This is a genomic window from Psychrobacter sp. AH5 (assembly GCF_040371085.1).
Lineage (GTDB): Bacteria > Pseudomonadota > Gammaproteobacteria > Pseudomonadales > Moraxellaceae > Psychrobacter.
Genome location: NZ_JAMBMT010000001.1, coordinates 2,677,300 through 2,695,827 on the forward strand (window position 1 = coordinate 2,677,300; position 18,528 = coordinate 2,695,827).

Below are 18,528 nucleotides of genomic sequence, written 5' to 3' on the forward strand. Positions count from 1 at the left end.
GTTATGAAAAACAAAAATCTTAGCCGCTTCAAAAGTCCTGTTTACGGTATGGCTATCGCTATAGTGAGCACAGGGCTAACGCTTAGTGGTTGTCAAAAAAAGCCTGAAGCAGAGACTAATAACCAACCAGAGACCACGGAAACAACAACCGTTACGGCTCCTGTAGCCGTCAACGAAACGGCTGATACCAACGCTAATACCGACACTATTAATGAGGTGGCGCTATCACAGCCGCTGACTATTTTAGCGCTTGGCGATTCGCTGACCGAAGGCTTAGGGGTCGATCCAGATGACAACTATCCGGCGCAATTAGAAACTCAGCTTAAACAGATGGGCTATAAAAATGTCGAAGTCGTCAATTCAGGATTAAGCGGCGAGACTAGCACGGGCCTGGTCAATCGTCTCGATTGGGTGACACAAACCAAACCTGATATTACTATCCTCACCATCGGCGCGAATGATGCTATGCGCGGTTTAGAATTAGAGACGATAGAAGCCAACATTCGCACTGCAGTCAAGCATCTGCAAGATAACGGTAGCGAGGTCATCTTGGGAGGGATGCAGATTTATGACAATCTCGGTAATGATTATGTCAAATCCTTCTCCGCTATTTATCCGCGTATCGCTGAAGATATGAATCTAAAGATGATCCCGTTCTTCTTAGAAGGCGTGGGCGGTATTAGCGAGCTTAATCAGGCCGATGCTATTCATCCGACTCGTGAGGGCTATACCATTATCGTCAATAATAATATCTTGCCTGTGCTCAAGCCTGAGGTCGATAGAATGCTCGTCTCAATGCAAGCAAACTCGCTGACCCCTGTAGAAACGTCTACCACTGAGACTGAGCAATGAGCCTAACAAAAGCTAATAATATAAATCCTGCCTACAGCCAAGAAGTGCTGCTGCGCGCCACGGGCTTAACCAAAACCGTCTCGGTAGGCGAGCGTTCGCTGATGATTATCAAAGACGTCGATATCTATGTCAACGCAGGCGAGTTCGTGGTGATCATGGGCAAGTCCGGCTCAGGTAAATCAACTTTGTTAGGTTTGCTTGCGGCGCTTGATTACCCTAATAGCGGCTCGGTTGAATTAGGGAGTCAGACTTTAAGCAGCCTTGATGAAGATAAGCTTGCCGCTATTCGTCAACGCGATATGGGGTTTGTTTTTCAATCCTTTCATTTATTGCCGACTTTAACCGTAGCGGAAAACATTGCCTTTCCACTTGATATTGCCCGTCGTCCCGATGCGGCTCGCGTTGATGAACTGATTGAGGCGGTCGGATTAGGTCATCGCCGCGATAGCTTGCCGAGTCAATTATCAGGTGGCGAGCAGCAACGTACCGCTGTCGCGCGTGCCTTGGTCTCCCGACCTAAAATTGTCTTTGCCGATGAACCCACTGGCAACTTGGATGAGCAAAACGCGGACCAAGTGATGCAGCTATTATTAGATCTACGTCAACAAACGGGATCGGCGCTAGTAGTGGTCACCCATGACGCGGCTCTTGCTGAAATGGCAGATCGGGTGATTACCATGCACGATGGGATGATAGATGGATCAAAAGTTAATGGATAATGCTGCTAATAATGATAAGACCAAATTATCTAGCGATAAATCAAATCAAAATTTTGTGACTACTGTAATCTCTAATATAGCGGCTATTTTTAATACTACCTTAGGCACCAAAGCGCTGAGCCGCAGTTGGTGGCGACGCTGGGTTTATCCGGTGTTATTCCTGATTACCCTGACCTTATCGCTCGCGACTTATTTGACACTCGATTCTATTCAGCAATCTGTCGATAAATACATCACCGATAATCAGCGCGCGCTGGTTGGTGGCGACTTAGTGCTGGAGAGTAACCAAGAGTGGCCAAGCGATATCCTCGAGCAAGTCAAAACCTTGCCCGATGACCAAATCGTTTTTGATCATCAGTTTAGCTCGATGGCAGTGACTGACGAGCAGACTTTGCTGGTGCGTATCAAAGGCGTCACCCCTGCTTATCCTCTCTACGGTGAAGCGCAAACCGCCTCTGGCAAACCGTTATGGCAACAGCTCAAACCTAACACGGTAGTGGTTGCGCCAGAAGTCATGCAAGGTCTTAAAGCTAGCGTCGGCGATACTATTAGTATTGGCGATGGCCAGTTTACTATCAGTGATGTATTGACCAAAGAGCCGGATCGTCCGCTAAGCGCCTTTGATATCGGTGGTCATGTGCTGATGCAAGAGGACGGCTTAGCGGCGACTAACCTGCTCGGTCAGCGTAGCCGAGTGCGTTATCGTATTGAGATGGCAGGAAATGAAGAAACCATAGCCACATTAGATGAGCAACTAGAGCAAACCTTAACCAGCTATCCTGATATTCGGCTCTCTGATATCGACTCTGAGGAGACTGCCGTTTCGCGTATCTCTGATAATGTATTGATGTTTTTAAAATTACTGGTCATCGCGGTACTACTATTATCAGCGGTCGCTATGTATGGGGTTATCACCGCTTTTGTCACTAAGCAGCAAGCCAATAACGCTATTCGGATGGCGATGGGTGAACCGGTTAAGCAAATCAAGGCCAGCTACTATCGGCTATTATTAACCACGTCAATTATCGCTAGTATAGCTGCAGTTGTGCTTAGTCTAGGACTAATACAAATCGGTCAGCCCTATCTTGCGGCTATCTTGCCTGCCGATGTTGGCTTGGCTATCAATCCTATTAGTATTATCAAAACGCTTATTATCGCTATCCTACTCACCATAGTAATTACCCAGCGCGGTCTCAGTGAGCTAAGTACTACTAAACCCGCTACCCTACTCAATCAAGGCGCTAGCCAAGCTTCAACAACTCAATCTTGGTATCAACGTCTGCCGCTAGTTTGGTATAGCGTGATGCTGGTAGGCCTGTATTTATTCTTTACTTTTGAGGTAGGCTCTTGGCTATTCTCAGCGCAATTACTGATTGGTCTGATTGCTTTTGTGGCGGTATTTTGGTTATTGGCACGTGGTTGGTTAGGGTTACTAGCTAGCATTGCCAAGCGTCGTAAAGTCAGTTGGATGCAGCGCATTGCTATTCATAATCTGGCGCGTAAAGGCAATCAATCAGCGCTATTCTTCGTCACCCTAGCGCTATCGGTGGCAGTACTAACGCTGATTACTACTCTCAATCACAGTATTAACGCCCAGTTCGTCGATGCTTATCCAGAGGACGCGCCGAATATATTTTTACTCGATGTGCAGACTGAGCAGCACGATGAGATTAATAATATCATTGGTGCTCCTGTCAGCTATTATCCTGTTATCCGCGCGCGCGTGGTCACAGCCAATGGCGTCGCTGCTGCCGATATCGAAGCTCCTGATAACCAAGATGATCCGACGCGAGTGTTTAACTTGAGCTACGCCGATAGCGTGATGGATACTGAGTTCATTAGGGATACCGAGACTAAAGATGAACTTTATACGACTATCGAAGGTCAAGATCCGCAAACCTCAAAGCTACAGCAAGTTCAGCCATTATCTATTTTAGATACCGCCGCCGATATGCTAAACGTCGGTATGGGCGATCAGATTGTCTTTAATATTCAAGGTATCGAGCTGACCGGACAAATCACTAGTATTCGCTCAAGGTTTGAGCGTGGCCCAAGTCCGTTCTTCTATTTCTTGTTTGAGCCAGATATCTTGTCCGCTGCACCGCAAATCCAGTTTGCTACTGCCCATGTGCCAGAGGCCAGTATTCCAGAGCTACAAGGTCAGCTAGTACGCCAGTTCCCTGCGGTAACCACTATCGATGGTACGGCTATCGCTGAGCAAATCCAAGACTTAGTCACGCAGATGAGCCGCTTGGTCTATGTGTTCACCTTACTCGCACTATTGACGGGAATTATGGTGCTGATCAGCTCGCTACTCTCGACTTCACAAGATCGCATGCAAGAGAGCGCCTCATTCCGATTATTAGGGATGCAGAAGTCTGATTTATATAAGCTGAATATCTTGGAGATTGGGGTACTTGGCGTTAGCGCGGCAGTGTTTGCGATGACTATCGCTAGTGTTGGCGCATGGTTTGCCATTACCCAATGGTTTAATCTACGCTTTAGTGTGCCATGGGTAAACTTAGGCATTGGCGGCGCATTATTAATCGCGCTACTGTTTGCTATCGCTATTATTTATGTGAGATTGGTGATTGGACGTGGGATTATGGCTCGGGTTCGGGCTATGGTTTAGTGGTTGAGCTAAGACTTTTACAATGTTGTAATAGTCAATGAAAAGCTTTCTATAGTTAATCCTAAATAAAAAGAATACAGCTATGCCAGCGTGCTACTGGTATAAATTTTCCTTGCGTGCTGCGTCCCCAGAGGCTGCGCAAAATTCATCCCAGTAGCACTGTGTCTGTTTTATAGTGGATCGACTATAGATAGGTTAAATGCTCAACGATTGAATCAATTTTAAAAATTGATATGAGAGTAATTCAAGCAATTTTTTGATTACTCTCATATTGTAGAGCTATTTTTAATTAGTTAAATCCATGGTGGTGTATCGAAAAGCATACCAATTAAAACTTGAACAACTCTTGGAGCTTTGAAAGCCTTGTAGAATCAGAAAATTAATTATGAATTCCTACTTAATTTTTATCGACAGCATACTTTTCAGAACACCCTTCAATTTATAATTAATCATCTTCATCATTTCTTTTTTTATCTATAGTATTTTGATTAGTATCTAGATTATCTAAAATTTTCTGGATATTGCTACGGGTATCTATAGCATTTTGACTAGCGTTCAAGGCATCTGAAAGTTTCTGAGCAACGCTACGAGTATCTATAACAGTTTGACTAGCGTTCAAAGTATCAAAAAGTTTGTGTGCAGCGCTATGAGTATCTACAACAGTTTGACTGGTATTCAAAGTATCAAAAAGTTTGTGTGCAGCACTACGACCATCTAGCATATTTTTACTAGCTTCTAAATCATCTAAAATTTTCTGCATTTCACTACGAGTATCTATAGTATTTCGACTAGCATTTAAAGTACTCCAAAGTTTCTGAGCAGCACTACTCGTATCTACAATATTCTGACCAGAATTCAAATCATCTATTAAATCTAATTCAAAATATTTGGAATAGTTTAAATGCTCTTTCGCCTCATCAATAGCAGTTTCATCAATGGAAATATCATAATACTTTTCAGCATCGGTAAGAAAATCATTGGTGTGATACATTTTAAAACTTTCTATTTCAGCTTCCTTATAAATTTCATTTTTAAGCTCAGGTCGAGCACCAATTACTTTTTCACCACGAGAATCAATAATCTCCCACCAATCTTCTTTTGAATCATCTGTAACAAATATTACATTTTTTAATGTATCAGAATCTTTAGAATAAGAAACTATTTGTTTCCAGATTATTAAATCTCCAAATTTACGTTGATACTCAATACCATTAAATAAAAAGTTGGCTTCTTCAGGGTTTTTCTCTTTATTACTGTCTTTATAGCCAGGTGGAATTTTCTTCTTGTATCTAGTTTCACCTCCTTCATAGGTTTTTCTTAAGAACTCCTCATTTGGCTCTTCTCCAACTTTATTCATAAACAACTCATCTAGCTTGACTCTTACCTCGTCTTCACTCCTTACAGAAGGCTGAGCATCATCCTGCATATTTACATCTTGCTGGAAACCCTCTACTAAGCCACAAATATCTTTTCTAAATTTCTCTTTCATTTCAAATAGAACTGGGTTTCTATCTTTTAGATTAAAATCAGAAAAATCCTTCTCTACAATTCCTATTATATTTTCAAGTTTTTTATTGATTTTAGTAAATACTGACTTTTCATCCTTAATTATATCTAGTCTTCTTCTTTGATATTCTAAGGCAACATGGAAAGGTATCCAAACTCTGCTTTCAATCGCCTCCAGTACCTTGAAAAACTCGTCTCTAGTTTCTTGAGAGTACTGGTATAAATTTAACAAAATATTAGGGCGTGTTGAACATTCATAATTTGAGCCAGATATAAGCACAAGCAAGAGCGACCGTATTTTCATAACTCTGCTTGAGCTTATCAAATCTAGTGGCAACCGCCCTATACTGTTTTAGCTTAGCGAAAGCGTTTTCTACTAGATGCCTGGCTTTATATAAGTCCCAGTCCATATGGTCGTTAGAAGACTGAGTGTTTCTTTTTCGAGGGATGTTATCATGCGTCCCTGATTGTTCAATATGCGCTCGTAGTGCATCAGAATCATAGCCTTTATCGGCACATAAAACATCTGTATTACTCAAGTCAACCTTGTCTATTAAATCAGGTGCGACTTTGACATCGTGGGTTGTGCCATCTGACAAGATAAAGGTGATCGGATTGCCATGCGCATCAACTGCCAAGTGAATCTTGGTCGCGCGGCCTGCCACACTTTTACTAATGGATTGTAGATTCTCATTGCCACTACTGCTGTGCTGATGCGCTTTAATATGAGTGCCATCGATAAAGACCCACTCAAGGTCTGCGTCTTTGATCAGTAACGTAAATAATGCCATCAGCTTATTACTGCGAAACCAGCGCTGGTAAGCTTTATAGATGGTATTAGGCTTGCCAAAACACTCGGGTAAGTCGCGCCAAGGACAGCCAACACGCATGCGATAAAGCACGCCTTCAACCGTTTGTCTAAGATTTCCTTTGTCATAGATATTAAGTTCTAGTAATATAGGTTTCAGTCTTGTCCAGTGTTCATCTTTGAGCATAGTGCGAGGCATAGCGAACGATATCTTTTTTGTGTGAGAACTTAAAGATTAACCGTTCGCTATTTTTTTTGCCATTAATTTGTCGCCAATGTTCAACACGCCCTAGTATCGAATATAAAAATAGTATTTTCATCAGACCATATAGCTTTCAGCTCTTCATCACTCAACTGGTAGAAGCTTTTAAACTTATCTTTCATATCGTTAATCTATCCTTTTTTATAACTGATTTGAACCCGCGATTACTACTAATTAACTAATAACCTAGGTTATTTAACAAACGTGACAAGCGTGTAAGAGGTTCGTTTAGATTATTTTTTACATATTCAGTATTTAGTTTTTGTTTTAAAGTATTTATTAATTCTGCATCATTACTTGTCGTAATACTGAATTTATCATCGCTTAATAAAACGTCTCTTTGAGCATAAGACAAAGCTGAACAAACTAAGCTAGCTAAATCTAGAACGCGATGTAGTGGCAATTCTTCAGACATACGAGACCACTTTTTACCTGAATGACGCCAAACCTTTACTGATAAATCTTCATCACTCCACTGCGACACTCCAAGCGATAAACCTTGGACATCTGTAGCATTTCTATATGCACCATCAATTCTTGAATAATTCTCTAGCTTTATAATTGGTTTGTGATTTAGATGAGTAGGTATATCCATATTTAGACCCTTAATATTCATGAGAGATATATTTTATTTTACTAACTGACTTAGTAACTTATTTACTAAATCAGTTAGTAAAACATACTTCTAAAAAGAACTTTTGTCAACAGATATTATATGCGACTTAAACTAATAAATTTGATGTGAAGCAGCCATAGGTCAACTTAATCCAAAAATTATACCTACTCATTCTTCATCCAGTTATCAATAGTCGCCTTGAAGCGCGGTTTAGCCTCGACAATAGCGGGTATACTTATATGACCGCTGGCCTGCGGGGACTTGGCTGAGAGGGTTATCGAGGTAACAGGAACACTATCAGCCTTTAGTCACCGCGCCAGTGGGCATATAAGATAGTAGCGGATGGCGAGATCAGCTCCAAAACCCAAATACCCTAAAACAGCAAACCCAGAACGCTCGCTATTGATTTAGCGGGCGTTTTTTTATTACGCTTATACCCGTACCTTGCATTTGCTATAATAGCGCCACTTTGCACGCAAATAACTCCTACCCCTCATCAGCCCCACGGTACCCTTATGAAATTCTCAAAGTTCGGTCAGAAATTTACCCAGCCCACTGGTATCTCGCAATTGATGGACGACTTGGGCGATGCGCTAAAAAGCGATCAGCCAGTCAACATGCTAGGCGGCGGTAATCCTGCCAAGATTGAGGCGGTGAATGAGCTGTTTTTGCAGACTTATCGAGAGCTTGGCAATGATAATGATACAGGCGAAGCGAATAGCACCTCAATCATCAGCATGGCGAATTATTCTAATCCACAGGGTGATGCCGCCTTTATCGAGGCTTTGGTCAGCTTCTTCAATCGTCATTATGATTGGAATTTGAGCGCAGAAAATATCGCTTTGACCAATGGCTCGCAGAATGCTTTTTTCTATTTATTTAACTTGTTTGGTGGTGCTTTCGCTGACGAACAGAGCGAATCTATAGACAAATCTATCCTACTACCGCTAACGCCTGAATATATTGGCTATAGCGATGTGCATGTCGAAGGTCAGCATTTTGCCGCGGTATTGCCACATATCGATGAGGTCACGCATGAAGGCGAGGACGGATTTTTTAAATATCGAGTGGATTTTGAGGCGTTAGAGAACTTGCCAGCGCTTAAAGAAGGCCGTATTGGCGCGATTTGCTGTTCGCGTCCGACCAATCCGACGGGTAACGTGCTGACCGATGAGGAAATGGCGCGGTTAGCTGAGATTGCCAAGCGCTATGAGATACCGCTGATTATCGATAATGCCTATGGTATGCCCTTCCCGAATATTATTTATTCAGACGCGCATCTGAACTGGGATCACAATACCATTCTTTGCTTTAGCTTATCTAAGATTGGTCTGCCCGGAATGCGTACGGGTATTATCGTCGCCGATAGCGAGGTGATAGAAGCGGTCAGCGCCATGAATGCAGTAGTGAATTTAGCGCCAACACGTTTTGGTGCAGCGATTGCGACGCCACTGGTAGCCGATGACCGAATCAAGCAACTCTCTGATGACGTGATTAAGCCTTTTTATCAGCAGCAAGCTAAGACAGCAGTTACCCTACTTAAAAAGGAATTGGGCGATTATCCGCTAGTGATTCATAAGCCAGAGGGTGCGATATTTTTGTGGTTGTGGTTTAAGGATTTGCCGATTAGCACCTCTGAGTTGTATGAGACTTTAAAAGAAAAAGGCACGCTTATCGTGCCGAGTGAGTACTTCTTCCCTGGTGTCGATATTAGCGATTATAAGCACGCGCATGAGTGTATTCGTATGAGTATTGCCGCCGATGAAGACACGTTGACTAAAGGTATTGCGGTGATTGGTGAGGTGGTTCGTGAGTTATATTATGGTGAGTAGGTTCTACTGATTTTAATACTTACGTAAGGTAGAATAAGGTAACAGATAATAAATTCTAAACCTTCGCTAAATAATACGCTTTACCAAATTTAGGAAAGCTACGATGAATTATGACATACACATTGAAAACTTAGGAGCTATTGAAAAGGCTGATATTACTATCACGCCTTTAACTATTCTTGCAGGTGAGAATGGTACAGGGAAGAGCTTCGTGACTAAGTTTTTGTATTCAATACTGAATGTAACTATCTTAGATGTTTTTTTTAATGAGTTGAACTTATTACATTTAGACATTAATAATAATATTTCTAGAATTATCGATTTTATAGGCTCTAGAGGGTTTAATGTACGTAAGCTAGATGTAATAAGCAATCTGAAAGAACATGTAGAGGAATTACTGCATGAATTAAAGAGTAACAATAAATACCGTTTGATATACGTAGATTCAGAAACCTTTGAGAGTACAAAAAATTCTATAAAACTCTTTAAAGATGCTTTTTCTGACGTTGTAAACTCATTAGAAGAGCTAGGTAAAGACAAAAATAATAAAGATTTTGATAATTTAATACTGAAATATACTACTAGAATCTTATCTAATAATCTTGATATGTTACTATTCGCTATAGAAGAGCCTAAACACTACTTTATAAAAATTATAGAAGATAATATTGAAAATGAGTTGAAAAGTAACTTTCAAGTATCAGAAATAAGTATGTTAGTGAAAAAGGATTCAAAAGAAGCTATTTTTAATATAAAAAATATAATTAAGATTAATATTTCAAAAGATAACTCTGTGAAGGCTTCTTTTCACGAAGAAAAGCTGTTAAATAATAATAAAGTCAATCGTGTTATATTTTTTGAATCTCCTGTTTATTGGAAATTATTACCGATTATCGATAACAAAGACAATGTTAAAAAATATGTTTCTAATTTAATTAGTAACGAACGCTTGACAGGTGTTCCTAAACACTTCCTCGACCTAAAAGAACTCTTATTTGCTAACTTCAAAGATGGAGAGCGCCCTGACTTTATAATCAAATGTGCTGATGAGCTAGAAAGCAAGTTACAAGGTAAGTTTAAAGCCGCAAATAGTGACTTAACCTTTGAGAATAGTAAAGGTCAAAGCATCTCAAAAAGCCTAGTTTCATTTGGTATGACCAATCTTGGTATTTTTCAAGCAGTGCTAAGCAAGAACATCATTAATAAAGGCTCATTTGTGTTTATTGACGAGCCTGAATCTAACTTACACCCTGAATGGCAGGCTATTTTAGCTAATGTCTTAGTAGAGCTTGCCAAAAACGGTGTTTACGTTATTGTCACAACTCACAGTAGCGATATGCTAAAAGCGTTTGAGATTAGCACTCAAGAGCAAAAGGTAAGTGATGAGCTATCAACTTATTATTTTCAGACCGATGGTACATTATTAGCAATGGATGATGAAGACTTATCCCCTATTGAGCAGGCTCGAAAAAAACTGCTAGAGACTTACGAGAACCTAATGATTCGAGGTTATTTACTGTGAGTGACAGTATCGACTTAGAACCATTTAAACAGCTGATGCAGCATAGCGATGGTGAATGTTGTGACTTTTACGGCTATAAAATTGATGAGAGCAGCGGTTTAAGGAATTATCTTGGTTTTAAAGAAGGTCAGATGAGCCAAGCCGATTACTTTTTAATCGATAAAATAGCTAATAAAGTACAAATTATAGAGTTGACGGATTTAACTGAGGATATTAGAGACTGTATTATTGCTGAATCAATACTATCAGAAGACAGTGCAAGTTTTGCACAGATATTAAGTGCAAGTCCAAAAAAAGCCAGCAAAATAGTACAGCGTAGAATTTGGGCAGAGGTGATTGCTGAATTCAAAAACAAATGGATGGGTTCTATCGCTATTTTAGAACGTTACTGCCGTAAAGATGGTCACCACGGTGACTTGGACTATCAAATGTTAATTGTCTTAAAGTCGACTACTGACCCAAAAGAGATAGAGGTATTAAGAAATAAATTGATAGGTATGATTGGTAGAGTGCCTGTTTGTAACACTGACAATATTGAGCCGCTTTTACTTGTCAGATTATCTGTATAGAAACAAAAAAAAGTGAAACTATATCAGCTCATTATAAAAATCAAAAAACGGACTATTTAATAGTCCGTTTTTTATGCTATTACCTTATGAAAACGATCTAGCCCAGCTCTTTCAACAAAGCCTTAGCACTCATTTTACCAAAGTCATTAGCCGCTAATGGCCCATCACCTGAGATCAGCTTTCTGTCTTGATGCGTCTGACCTGAGGCAAGCTTATTGCTAATCGTGACGCCCAAATCTTCTAACTTTTCTGCAAAGTACCATGGCATAGGTCCTGGCAAATAACCAATTTTTGGCATTTGCTTATCCATACTGGTTGGGAAGGCAACCATTTTATAACCCTTGAAAATAAAGTCGCGCTTAGTGTTATCGTCTGCATTTGAGCTATCAGGACTTTCTAAATTAGCGGCTAATAAAGCTGCTGGCCCATGACAAATCGCTAAGACAAATAAATCTTTGTCGTGACCCCAGCGTAGCAATTCGCCGAGGTTGTTATCTTCAGGCAAACCCAGCATCGCACCGTGACCACCGGGAATAAAGATAGCCGCATATTCGTTATTGCCGTCACTATCAGCCATATCATTAGCGACAAAGCCTGCGATACTTTTTGGGTTATTTAGCTTAGACTCGTACTCACTATAGATTGCCTTGACGTCTTTATCATCCTCTGGCATCGCCCATTGCTCGACCTTTACCGGCTCACCTGTCGGCGTGAATACATCGACTTCAAAGCCTGCTTTTTTGAAATGTAATAATGGCACCATCATCTCTACCGGATGATTACCGGTATCGAATTTATTACCATTCTCCATAGTCATGTACTGCTGCTCGGTACAGACCATCATGATTTTTTTATTGCCTTTATAAGGCGTATCGTACTCGGTATTGTCGTAGTTGGTTTTGCTTGGCGCGGCTATTTTTAGTGAGGACTTTGAGGGAATATAGATCCCTGCCTCCACTTCTTGTGGCTCTAAGCCCAAGGTGTCTTTAGCCTTATCTACAGTATTTTTGGCTTTGTCTAAAAGATCTTGCATGTTCATAACGTCTCCTTTTTGATAGGTTTTTTATTATTTATAGTTATAAATAGATCAATCGATTAATCTAATAGCTATATCGATTTGGCTATTGTCTGAGAATAAAGTAACAAAACGAGGGAGCGTTAAATAGAGGAGAGTTTTTATATTTCGTAAGCTTTGTAAGTGCAGAATAAATATCTGAAAAATATTAAAGCGGTTAAAGAAGCTAGATTCGTTTTTTTAACAGCTTATTAGAGGATGCGGTAGGTTGAAAAATTGCTGTCCACATAGCTAAAGCGTAGAGCACCAAAGGTAGCAGGCACGTATTAATCAGATCATGAATGCTGGCTTTTATATCAGAGCCCTCTAAAGCCATTAGACCTTTTGGCACTATAATATGGCGATTATCAAAATACTCGCCTAGTAAAGCGATGCCGATGACGATTAGCAAAGCAAGGGTTGAGCGGATACCTTGTTTTTTGATAATGGGGCGTAGGATAAATAAACAAAGCAAGTAAACACTAACACCAACGTAGATATGCAAAGCGTCCTTGGCAAGACCGGTTGTCTCAATGATGTTCATTTTGAAGGTTGAGAAGTCCACTGGTTTTTCCGCATAGGAGAGCTAAAAATAGCTCATAACAAATAATAAAAGGGTAAGCAACGCTTTCGCCCACTTACCCTAGCGCTTCACATTATAGTCAAATCGAAATAAAGTCGATACGTTTGTCAATACGTTTATAGTGTCGTGCTACTGGTACAAATTTTCCTTGCTTGCTGTGCGCTTCGCACTCCAGAGGCTGTACAAAATTTATCCCAGTAGCGCTTAGCTGATTACACTTCCCATTCTACAAAGTTCTTTAACAGCTGCAAGCCAGCAGTATGGCTCTTTTCTGGATGGAACTGGGTAGCAAATAAGTTATCTTTAATGATGCTTGCGCAAAACGGCTGACCATAATCACAAATAGCAGCGACTTGGGAGTGATCCGTAGGCGCGCAATAATAACTATGCACAAAATAAAAATGCGCCTTATCTTCAATACCTGTCCATAACGGATGTACTAAATCCATATCGCTAATAGTATTCCAGCCCATGTGCGGCACTTTAATTGTTGCGCCTTGCTCATCAATCCACGTCGGATCAAAAGCCTCTACGCTGCCGTCTAAGATAGCTAAACATTGTGTACCACCATTCTCAGCAGAGCGCTCAAATAGCGCCTGCATACCGACACAAATCGCCATAACTGGCTTATTAAAGATAGCAGCGCGTACGACGTCATCAATTCCGGCATCATGCATACCCATCATACAATCGCGCATAGCACCAACACCGGGGAAGACGATTTTATCGGCAGCAGCGACAACTTTTGGATCGTTAGTAATGGCTACCTCGCTACCGACTAGCGATAAAGCTTTGCTGACGGAATGCAAGTTGCCCATACCATAATCTAATAGAGCAATTTTGGTAGTTCGACTCATCTAAAACGCCTCTTTGGTCGACGGCAAGGTATTCAGCGCGCGCTCATCATATTCACAAGCCATACGTAGGGCGCGAGCAAAGGCTTTGAAGGTTGATTCGATTTGATGATGGCTGTTTTTGCCTTTTAGATTATCCAAATGTACCGTCATCCATGAGTGATTGACAAAACCGTAAAAGAACTCGCTAAATAAATCCACATCGAAAGTACCGACATGCGAGCGGGTAAAAGGAATGTCCATATGCAGCCCTGGACGGCCTGATAAGTCAACCACCGCGCGAGTGAGCGACTCATCAAGTGGCGCATAAAAATGTCCGTAACGACGAATGCCTTTTTTATCACCGAGGGCTTTATGGAAAGCCTGTCCCAAAGTAATACCGGTATCTTCAACGCTATGGTGATCGTCAATAAAGGTGTCGCCCGTGCATTTGATATCTAAGTCAAACAGGCCGTGACGCTTGATTTGATCGATCATATGATCCAAAAATGGTACGCCTGTATCGACTGTGCCTTGACCGGTGCCATCTAGGTTGACGCTGCAAGTGACTTGGGTCTCAGCGGTGTTACGCTCGACAGTGGCGGTACGAACTGGACGACCATATAAATTTAGATCAGGGTTCAATTTTGAATCAGTACTCATAGCTACTCTCAATAAATAAAGGGTGTCTGTATCAGAGGGTTTTGGATTACTGATATCATAGCAAAACGCGGCTATAACGGCTATGGCAGGACGGTAAAGCACGCACATATTCGCCTTATTCTGCTAAAATAGTGAGATTAGTATTTCCAATCAACCCCTTACTATGACACTTTATAAAACTTGGACCTCATTATGCCTTTAGAAGCCATAGCTATTAATGACTTAAACGCGCCTTTAATCAAAAAACCTGCTCGCGAGAATGAGCTTGCCGAGCGATTGCATGCGCTTTATGATAGTGATGATAATCAGCCTAGTGGCGAGGAAGTGTTAGGACTTATTGAGCAAGGGTTTAAGCGTGGGCAATATCTATATGTGGGTATGTTTAACGATAAGCCTATCGCCGCCGTGTGCTGCTTTGATGACGGGCAAACAGATGCTAAGCGCTTGCAATATCTAACCGTGCACGAACAAAATCGCGGCCGTGCTATCGATGCCAAATTTATAAAACTGGTCTACGATGCGGAAGTCAAAAAAGGCGTAAGACAATTCGTCCCTGTCGATCAAGATATTCATCAGATTATGAGCGAGTACGAGCTATTACGAGTGAAAAGCTGATTTATAAATTAAATTGGCTTATTTAGCATAAAAAAGCAAAAACAGCTTGACAGCAAGGCTGATATTTAGTTTAATAGCGACCTTAACGAAGACGGCTCGATAGCTCAGTAGGTAGAGCAACGGATTGAAAATCCGTGTGTCGGCAGTTCGATCCTGCCTCGAGCCACCATTTCGTTAACTAGATTCGAAAACCCTGAACAGCAATGTTTGGGGTTTTTTTATGCCTGCTTGTTAATGTATTAATATGCAAAACCTCACTATTAGATAACACTATTACGCTGTTTATAGCCTCTACTCGCTGATTATACTAATTAGCAAACGTAATAAAAGGGGTAGATGATGAGAGAGTTTGACTATGACTTAGATTATAAAAATCTAGATCTGCGCGCGCATCCTGAGTTGTATCGGGTCGGTCGCGGCGAGCAAGGGGTGTTATTGGTTGAGCCTTATAAGTCAGAGATTTTGCCGCACTGGCGCTTTGCCACCCCTGATATTGCTCTTGAGAGTAGCGAGACTATTTATCAGATGTTTTTGGATTATTTGGCAGACGATGATTTTGTTGGTGCGGATATGGCGCGTAAGTTTATCCAAATGGGCTATACTCGTGCTAGACGCTACGCCAATCATAAAGGCGGCAAAAAATATAAAGGCCCGGTGCCCGATGATAAAAAAGGTCAAAGCGGCGCGCATGGCCGCGAAGAGCTGCCACGGCAAGAGGAAGATCCTATTAAAGCCGAATCCGCGCGTATCTTTAAAGCTAAATGGGATAAGTGCCGCGAGAATGAAGACTATCTTCGGATGAAAAAAGAACACCGCGCGCGTTATAAAGAAGCTGAATAATAATTTACTTTATAATTAGGCTCCAAATAGTTTGACTCTAAAATCAATATAACTTAGCTTAAGCTGTTGCCTTAATATCAGCTATGCTAAGGTAATAGCTCAAAAACAACCTTTTGGATATGCCAATTCTTCAAACTACTAACAATAATAATGAGTAAACCCTTATGCAAGATAAGCAACTGCTAATTTTTGATTTTGATGGTACTTTGATTGATAGCGTACCGGATTTGGCGGATGCCACTAATACTATGCTTATGCAGCTTGGTAAGCCGACTTATTCGCTAGCGACTATTAAAGAGTGGGTCGGTAATGGCTCACGATTATTGATAGAGAGAGCCTTGCTAGGCAAGACTTTGATAGTAGATGATGAATTAGATGCAGAAGAAGCCGACCATGCTGAGCAGTTGTTTTTTGAGGCTTATAAAAATATCAGCGATAGCAAAACCGCGGCTTATCCTGATGTCGATAAAGGTTTAAGACAACTACATGATGCTGGTTTTACCTTAGCTTTAGTCACTAATAAGCCTATTCGCTTTGTGCCAAAAATACTCGATAGTCTAGGCTGGACGCCACTTTTCGCGCTAGTATTAGGCGGCGATAGTTTAGCGGTAAAAAAGCCGGACCCTCTTCCATTACTGCATACCTGTGAAACCCTTAACTTTACTCCACAGCAAGCGCTGATGATTGGCGATTCTATCAATGACATCTATGCCGGTCAGCGCGCCGGTATCGATACTATTGGCTTAGCTTACGGCTACAATTATGGTCAAGATATCCGCGATAGTCGCCCCACTCACGCCTTTGATAACTTTGCCGACTTGCTTGATTTTCTGCTGAGCTAAACCTTTATTTCATTATCATTAACAATACTAATAATACCCTGACAGAGAGTCTTTATATGACCGTTCCAAGCGATATTGCTATTGCCCAAAACGCGACGCTACAACCTATCGAAAATATCGTCAAAAAGCTTGGTCTAGTGATGGAAAATATAGAGCCTTATGGTCATTATAAGGCTAAGATAAACCCAAACGCAGTCTTCGCCAGACCTGCCAAAAACAAAGACAGCAAGCTTATACTCGTCACCGCTATCAACCCAACGCCGGCTGGTGAAGGCAAAACCACGGTTACTATTGGCTTAGCGGATGCCCTTAACCGTATTCATAAACAACAAAATAATGGTAAATTGACTACCGTTGCCCTACGTGAGCCATCTTTAGGGCCAGTGTTTGGCATCAAAGGCGGCGCGGCTGGAGGCGGTTACGCGCAAGTGCTACCGATGGAAGATATTAATCTACATTTTACTGGCGACTTTCATGCGATTGGTGCGGCGAATAACTTACTTGCGGCGCTACTGGATAATCATATTTATCAAGGCAACGAGCTAAATATCGACCCTAAGCAAGTGGTTTGGCGGCGCGCGGTAGATATGAATGATCGGCAATTGCGTAATATCGTCAGCGGCCTAGGTAAGCGCACCGATGGGGTGATTCGCGAAGATGGTTTTGATATTACCGTTGCCTCTGAGGTGATGGCTATCTTTTGCTTAGCGACTGATTTGAGCGATCTTAAACAGCGTTTGGGTAATATCTTAGTCGCCTATAATAAAGACAAACAGCCTATCTATGCCAAAGATCTCAAGGCGCAAGGCGCAATGACCGCGCTACTTAAAGAAGCGATTAAGCCAAATTTAGTACAAACCATTGAGGGCACGCCAGCTATCGTCCATGGCGGTCCATTTGCCAATATCGCTCACGGCTGCAATTCTGTCATCGCCACTCGTACCGCGCAGCATTTAGCCGATTATACCCTGACCGAGGCAGGCTTTGGCGCTGATCTTGGCGCGCAAAAATTCTGTGATATTAAATGTCGCCTGTCAGGACTAACGCCAGATGCGGCGGTCATTGTCGCTACCATTCGCGCGCTTAAATACAATGGCGGCATCAAAAAAGATGAGCTTACTACCGAGAACTTAGTAGCACTCGAACAAGGTTTGCCTAATTTATTCAAGCATATCGAAAATATGCGCGAGGTTTATGGACTACCGGTCGTGGTCTCCATAAATCATTTCGTTAGCGATACTGACGCTGAGGTAGAACTAGTTAGGCGGGCTTGTAAAGAAAAGGGCGTGGAAGTTGCTATCACTAAAGTCTGGGAGCAAGGCGGCGCTGGTGGTGAGGAGTTAGCCCATACCTTACTAAGCTTACTAGAAGAGCGCAAAAACCAGCCTAATACTTTTAAATTAGCTTACGATAGCGATAATAGTATCGCCTATAAAATCCGTACTATAGCGCAGCGTATTTATGGTGCCGATAATATCGAGATTAGCAGCCTAGCTCAGGCAAAAATCCGCCAGTTAGAAGCGTTGGGTTTGGATAAAATGCCGATCTGTATTGCCAAAACTCAGTATTCTCTCAGCGATGATGCCAAATTGTTAGGGCGACCAACAGGCTTTGATATTCATGTACGTGATATTAGTATCTCCTCCGGTGCTGGATTTATTATCGTCATTTGTGGTCCTATCATGAAAATGCCGGGATTACCCAAAATACCATCGGCGGAGCGTATCGATGTCGATATTGAAGGCAATATTACTGGTCTGTTTTAAGTCGCTGTCAGTGA

General features: G+C 41.6%; 17 protein-coding genes and 1 tRNA gene. 11 read left to right on the forward strand and 7 right to left on the reverse strand.

Annotation, left to right across the window (positions count from 1 at the left end):
- The first annotated feature begins 3 nt into the window (after positions 1-3).
- Genes M0N77_RS11400 through M0N77_RS11410 form a run of 3 tightly spaced genes read left to right on the forward strand, consistent with a single transcriptional unit; the run spans position 4 to position 4,203 of the window.
- Positions 4-852 carry an arylesterase gene (locus M0N77_RS11400; RefSeq protein ID WP_353105294.1) on the forward strand — a complete coding sequence of 283 codons (849 nt, stop codon included), beginning with the start codon at positions 4-6 and terminating at the stop codon, positions 850-852.
- Entirely contained in the window at positions 849-1,571 is a 723-nt protein-coding gene (locus M0N77_RS11405) for an ABC transporter ATP-binding protein (RefSeq protein ID WP_353105295.1), read from the forward strand. Before M0N77_RS11400 ends, M0N77_RS11405 begins: the two co-directional genes overlap by 4 nt.
- Positions 1,549-4,203 carry an FtsX-like permease family protein gene (locus tag M0N77_RS11410; RefSeq protein ID WP_353105296.1) on the forward strand — a complete coding sequence of 885 codons (2,655 nt, stop codon included), beginning with the start codon at positions 1,549-1,551 and terminating at the stop codon, positions 4,201-4,203. The genes M0N77_RS11405 and M0N77_RS11410 overlap by 23 nt, the downstream gene beginning before the upstream one ends.
- A 445-nt stretch (positions 4,204-4,648) precedes the next feature.
- On the opposite strand, the gene M0N77_RS11415 is transcribed toward M0N77_RS11410, so the two are convergent.
- The 3 genes from M0N77_RS11415 to M0N77_RS11425 all read right to left on the reverse strand — a co-directional run bounded on the left by M0N77_RS11415 (position 4,649) and on the right by M0N77_RS11425 (position 7,374).
- On the reverse strand, positions 4,649-6,013 hold the full coding sequence (locus M0N77_RS11415; RefSeq protein ID WP_353105297.1) for a PIN-like domain-containing protein: 1,365 nt from the start codon (positions 6,011-6,013) through the stop codon (positions 4,649-4,651).
- Positions 5,964-6,716, reverse strand: coding sequence for an IS5 family transposase (locus tag M0N77_RS11420; RefSeq protein WP_353103125.1), 753 nt, complete (start codon positions 6,714-6,716; stop codon positions 5,964-5,966). Before M0N77_RS11420 ends, M0N77_RS11415 begins: the two co-directional genes overlap by 50 nt.
- Positions 6,717-6,957: 241 nt before the next feature.
- Positions 6,958-7,374, reverse strand: a complete 417-nt coding sequence (locus tag M0N77_RS11425) for a DUF6530 family protein (protein WP_353105298.1) — start codon at positions 7,372-7,374, stop codon at positions 6,958-6,960.
- Between the two features lie 536 nt (positions 7,375-7,910).
- Between M0N77_RS11425 and M0N77_RS11430 the strand changes: the two genes are divergently transcribed.
- The 3 genes from M0N77_RS11430 (at position 7,911) to M0N77_RS11440 (ending at position 11,318) form a co-directional block, all read left to right on the forward strand.
- Positions 7,911-9,227, forward strand: coding sequence for a valine--pyruvate transaminase (locus M0N77_RS11430; RefSeq protein ID WP_353105299.1), 1,317 nt, complete (start codon positions 7,911-7,913; stop codon positions 9,225-9,227).
- 103 nt (positions 9,228-9,330) lie between these two features.
- Entirely contained in the window at positions 9,331-10,749 is a 1,419-nt protein-coding gene (locus M0N77_RS11435; protein WP_353105300.1) for an AAA family ATPase, read from the forward strand.
- The gene (locus tag M0N77_RS11440) at positions 10,746-11,318 is read left to right on the forward strand and encodes a hypothetical protein (protein ID WP_353105301.1); all 573 of its coding nucleotides are present in this window, start codon (positions 10,746-10,748) and stop codon (positions 11,316-11,318) included. Before M0N77_RS11435 ends, M0N77_RS11440 begins: the two co-directional genes overlap by 4 nt.
- Positions 11,319-11,415: 97 nt before the next feature.
- Here M0N77_RS11440 and M0N77_RS11445 read toward each other — a convergent pair whose 3' ends face one another.
- The 4 genes from M0N77_RS11445 to hisB all read right to left on the reverse strand — a co-directional run bounded on the left by M0N77_RS11445 (position 11,416) and on the right by hisB (position 14,451).
- Positions 11,416-12,357 carry a DJ-1/PfpI family protein gene (locus tag M0N77_RS11445; protein WP_353105302.1) on the reverse strand — a complete coding sequence of 314 codons (942 nt, stop codon included), beginning with the start codon at positions 12,355-12,357 and terminating at the stop codon, positions 11,416-11,418.
- Positions 12,358-12,559: 202 nt separating this feature from the next.
- Entirely contained in the window at positions 12,560-12,937 is a 378-nt protein-coding gene (locus tag M0N77_RS11450; protein ID WP_353105303.1) for a hypothetical protein, read from the reverse strand.
- Between the two features lie 230 nt (positions 12,938-13,167).
- Positions 13,168-13,812, reverse strand: coding sequence for an imidazole glycerol phosphate synthase subunit HisH (hisH, locus tag M0N77_RS11455; RefSeq protein ID WP_353105304.1), 645 nt, complete (start codon positions 13,810-13,812; stop codon positions 13,168-13,170).
- The gene (gene hisB, locus M0N77_RS11460) at positions 13,813-14,451 is read right to left on the reverse strand and encodes an imidazoleglycerol-phosphate dehydratase HisB (protein ID WP_353105634.1); all 639 of its coding nucleotides are present in this window, start codon (positions 14,449-14,451) and stop codon (positions 13,813-13,815) included. It lies immediately after the preceding gene.
- Between the two features lie 192 nt (positions 14,452-14,643).
- Here hisB and M0N77_RS11465 point away from each other — a divergent pair, with 192 nt between their 5' ends.
- The 5 genes from M0N77_RS11465 to M0N77_RS11485 all read left to right on the forward strand — a co-directional run bounded on the left by M0N77_RS11465 (position 14,644) and on the right by M0N77_RS11485 (position 18,514).
- Positions 14,644-15,066, forward strand: a complete 423-nt coding sequence (locus M0N77_RS11465; RefSeq protein ID WP_353105305.1) for a hypothetical protein — start codon at positions 14,644-14,646, stop codon at positions 15,064-15,066.
- Between the two features lie 93 nt (positions 15,067-15,159).
- Positions 15,160-15,235: transfer RNA gene (locus M0N77_RS11470), tRNA-Phe, on the forward strand.
- Positions 15,236-15,405: 170 nt separating this feature from the next.
- Complete coding sequence (locus M0N77_RS11475; protein ID WP_353105306.1) at positions 15,406-15,906, forward strand: DUF4385 domain-containing protein; 501 nt, start codon at positions 15,406-15,408, stop codon at positions 15,904-15,906.
- 164 nt (positions 15,907-16,070) lie between these two features.
- Positions 16,071-16,748, forward strand: coding sequence for a phosphoglycolate phosphatase (locus M0N77_RS11480; protein WP_353105307.1), 678 nt, complete (start codon positions 16,071-16,073; stop codon positions 16,746-16,748).
- A 56-nt stretch (positions 16,749-16,804) separates the two neighbouring features.
- Positions 16,805-18,514, forward strand: coding sequence for a formate--tetrahydrofolate ligase (locus M0N77_RS11485; RefSeq protein ID WP_353105308.1), 1,710 nt, complete (start codon positions 16,805-16,807; stop codon positions 18,512-18,514).
- Positions 18,515-18,528 lie beyond the last annotated feature (14 nt).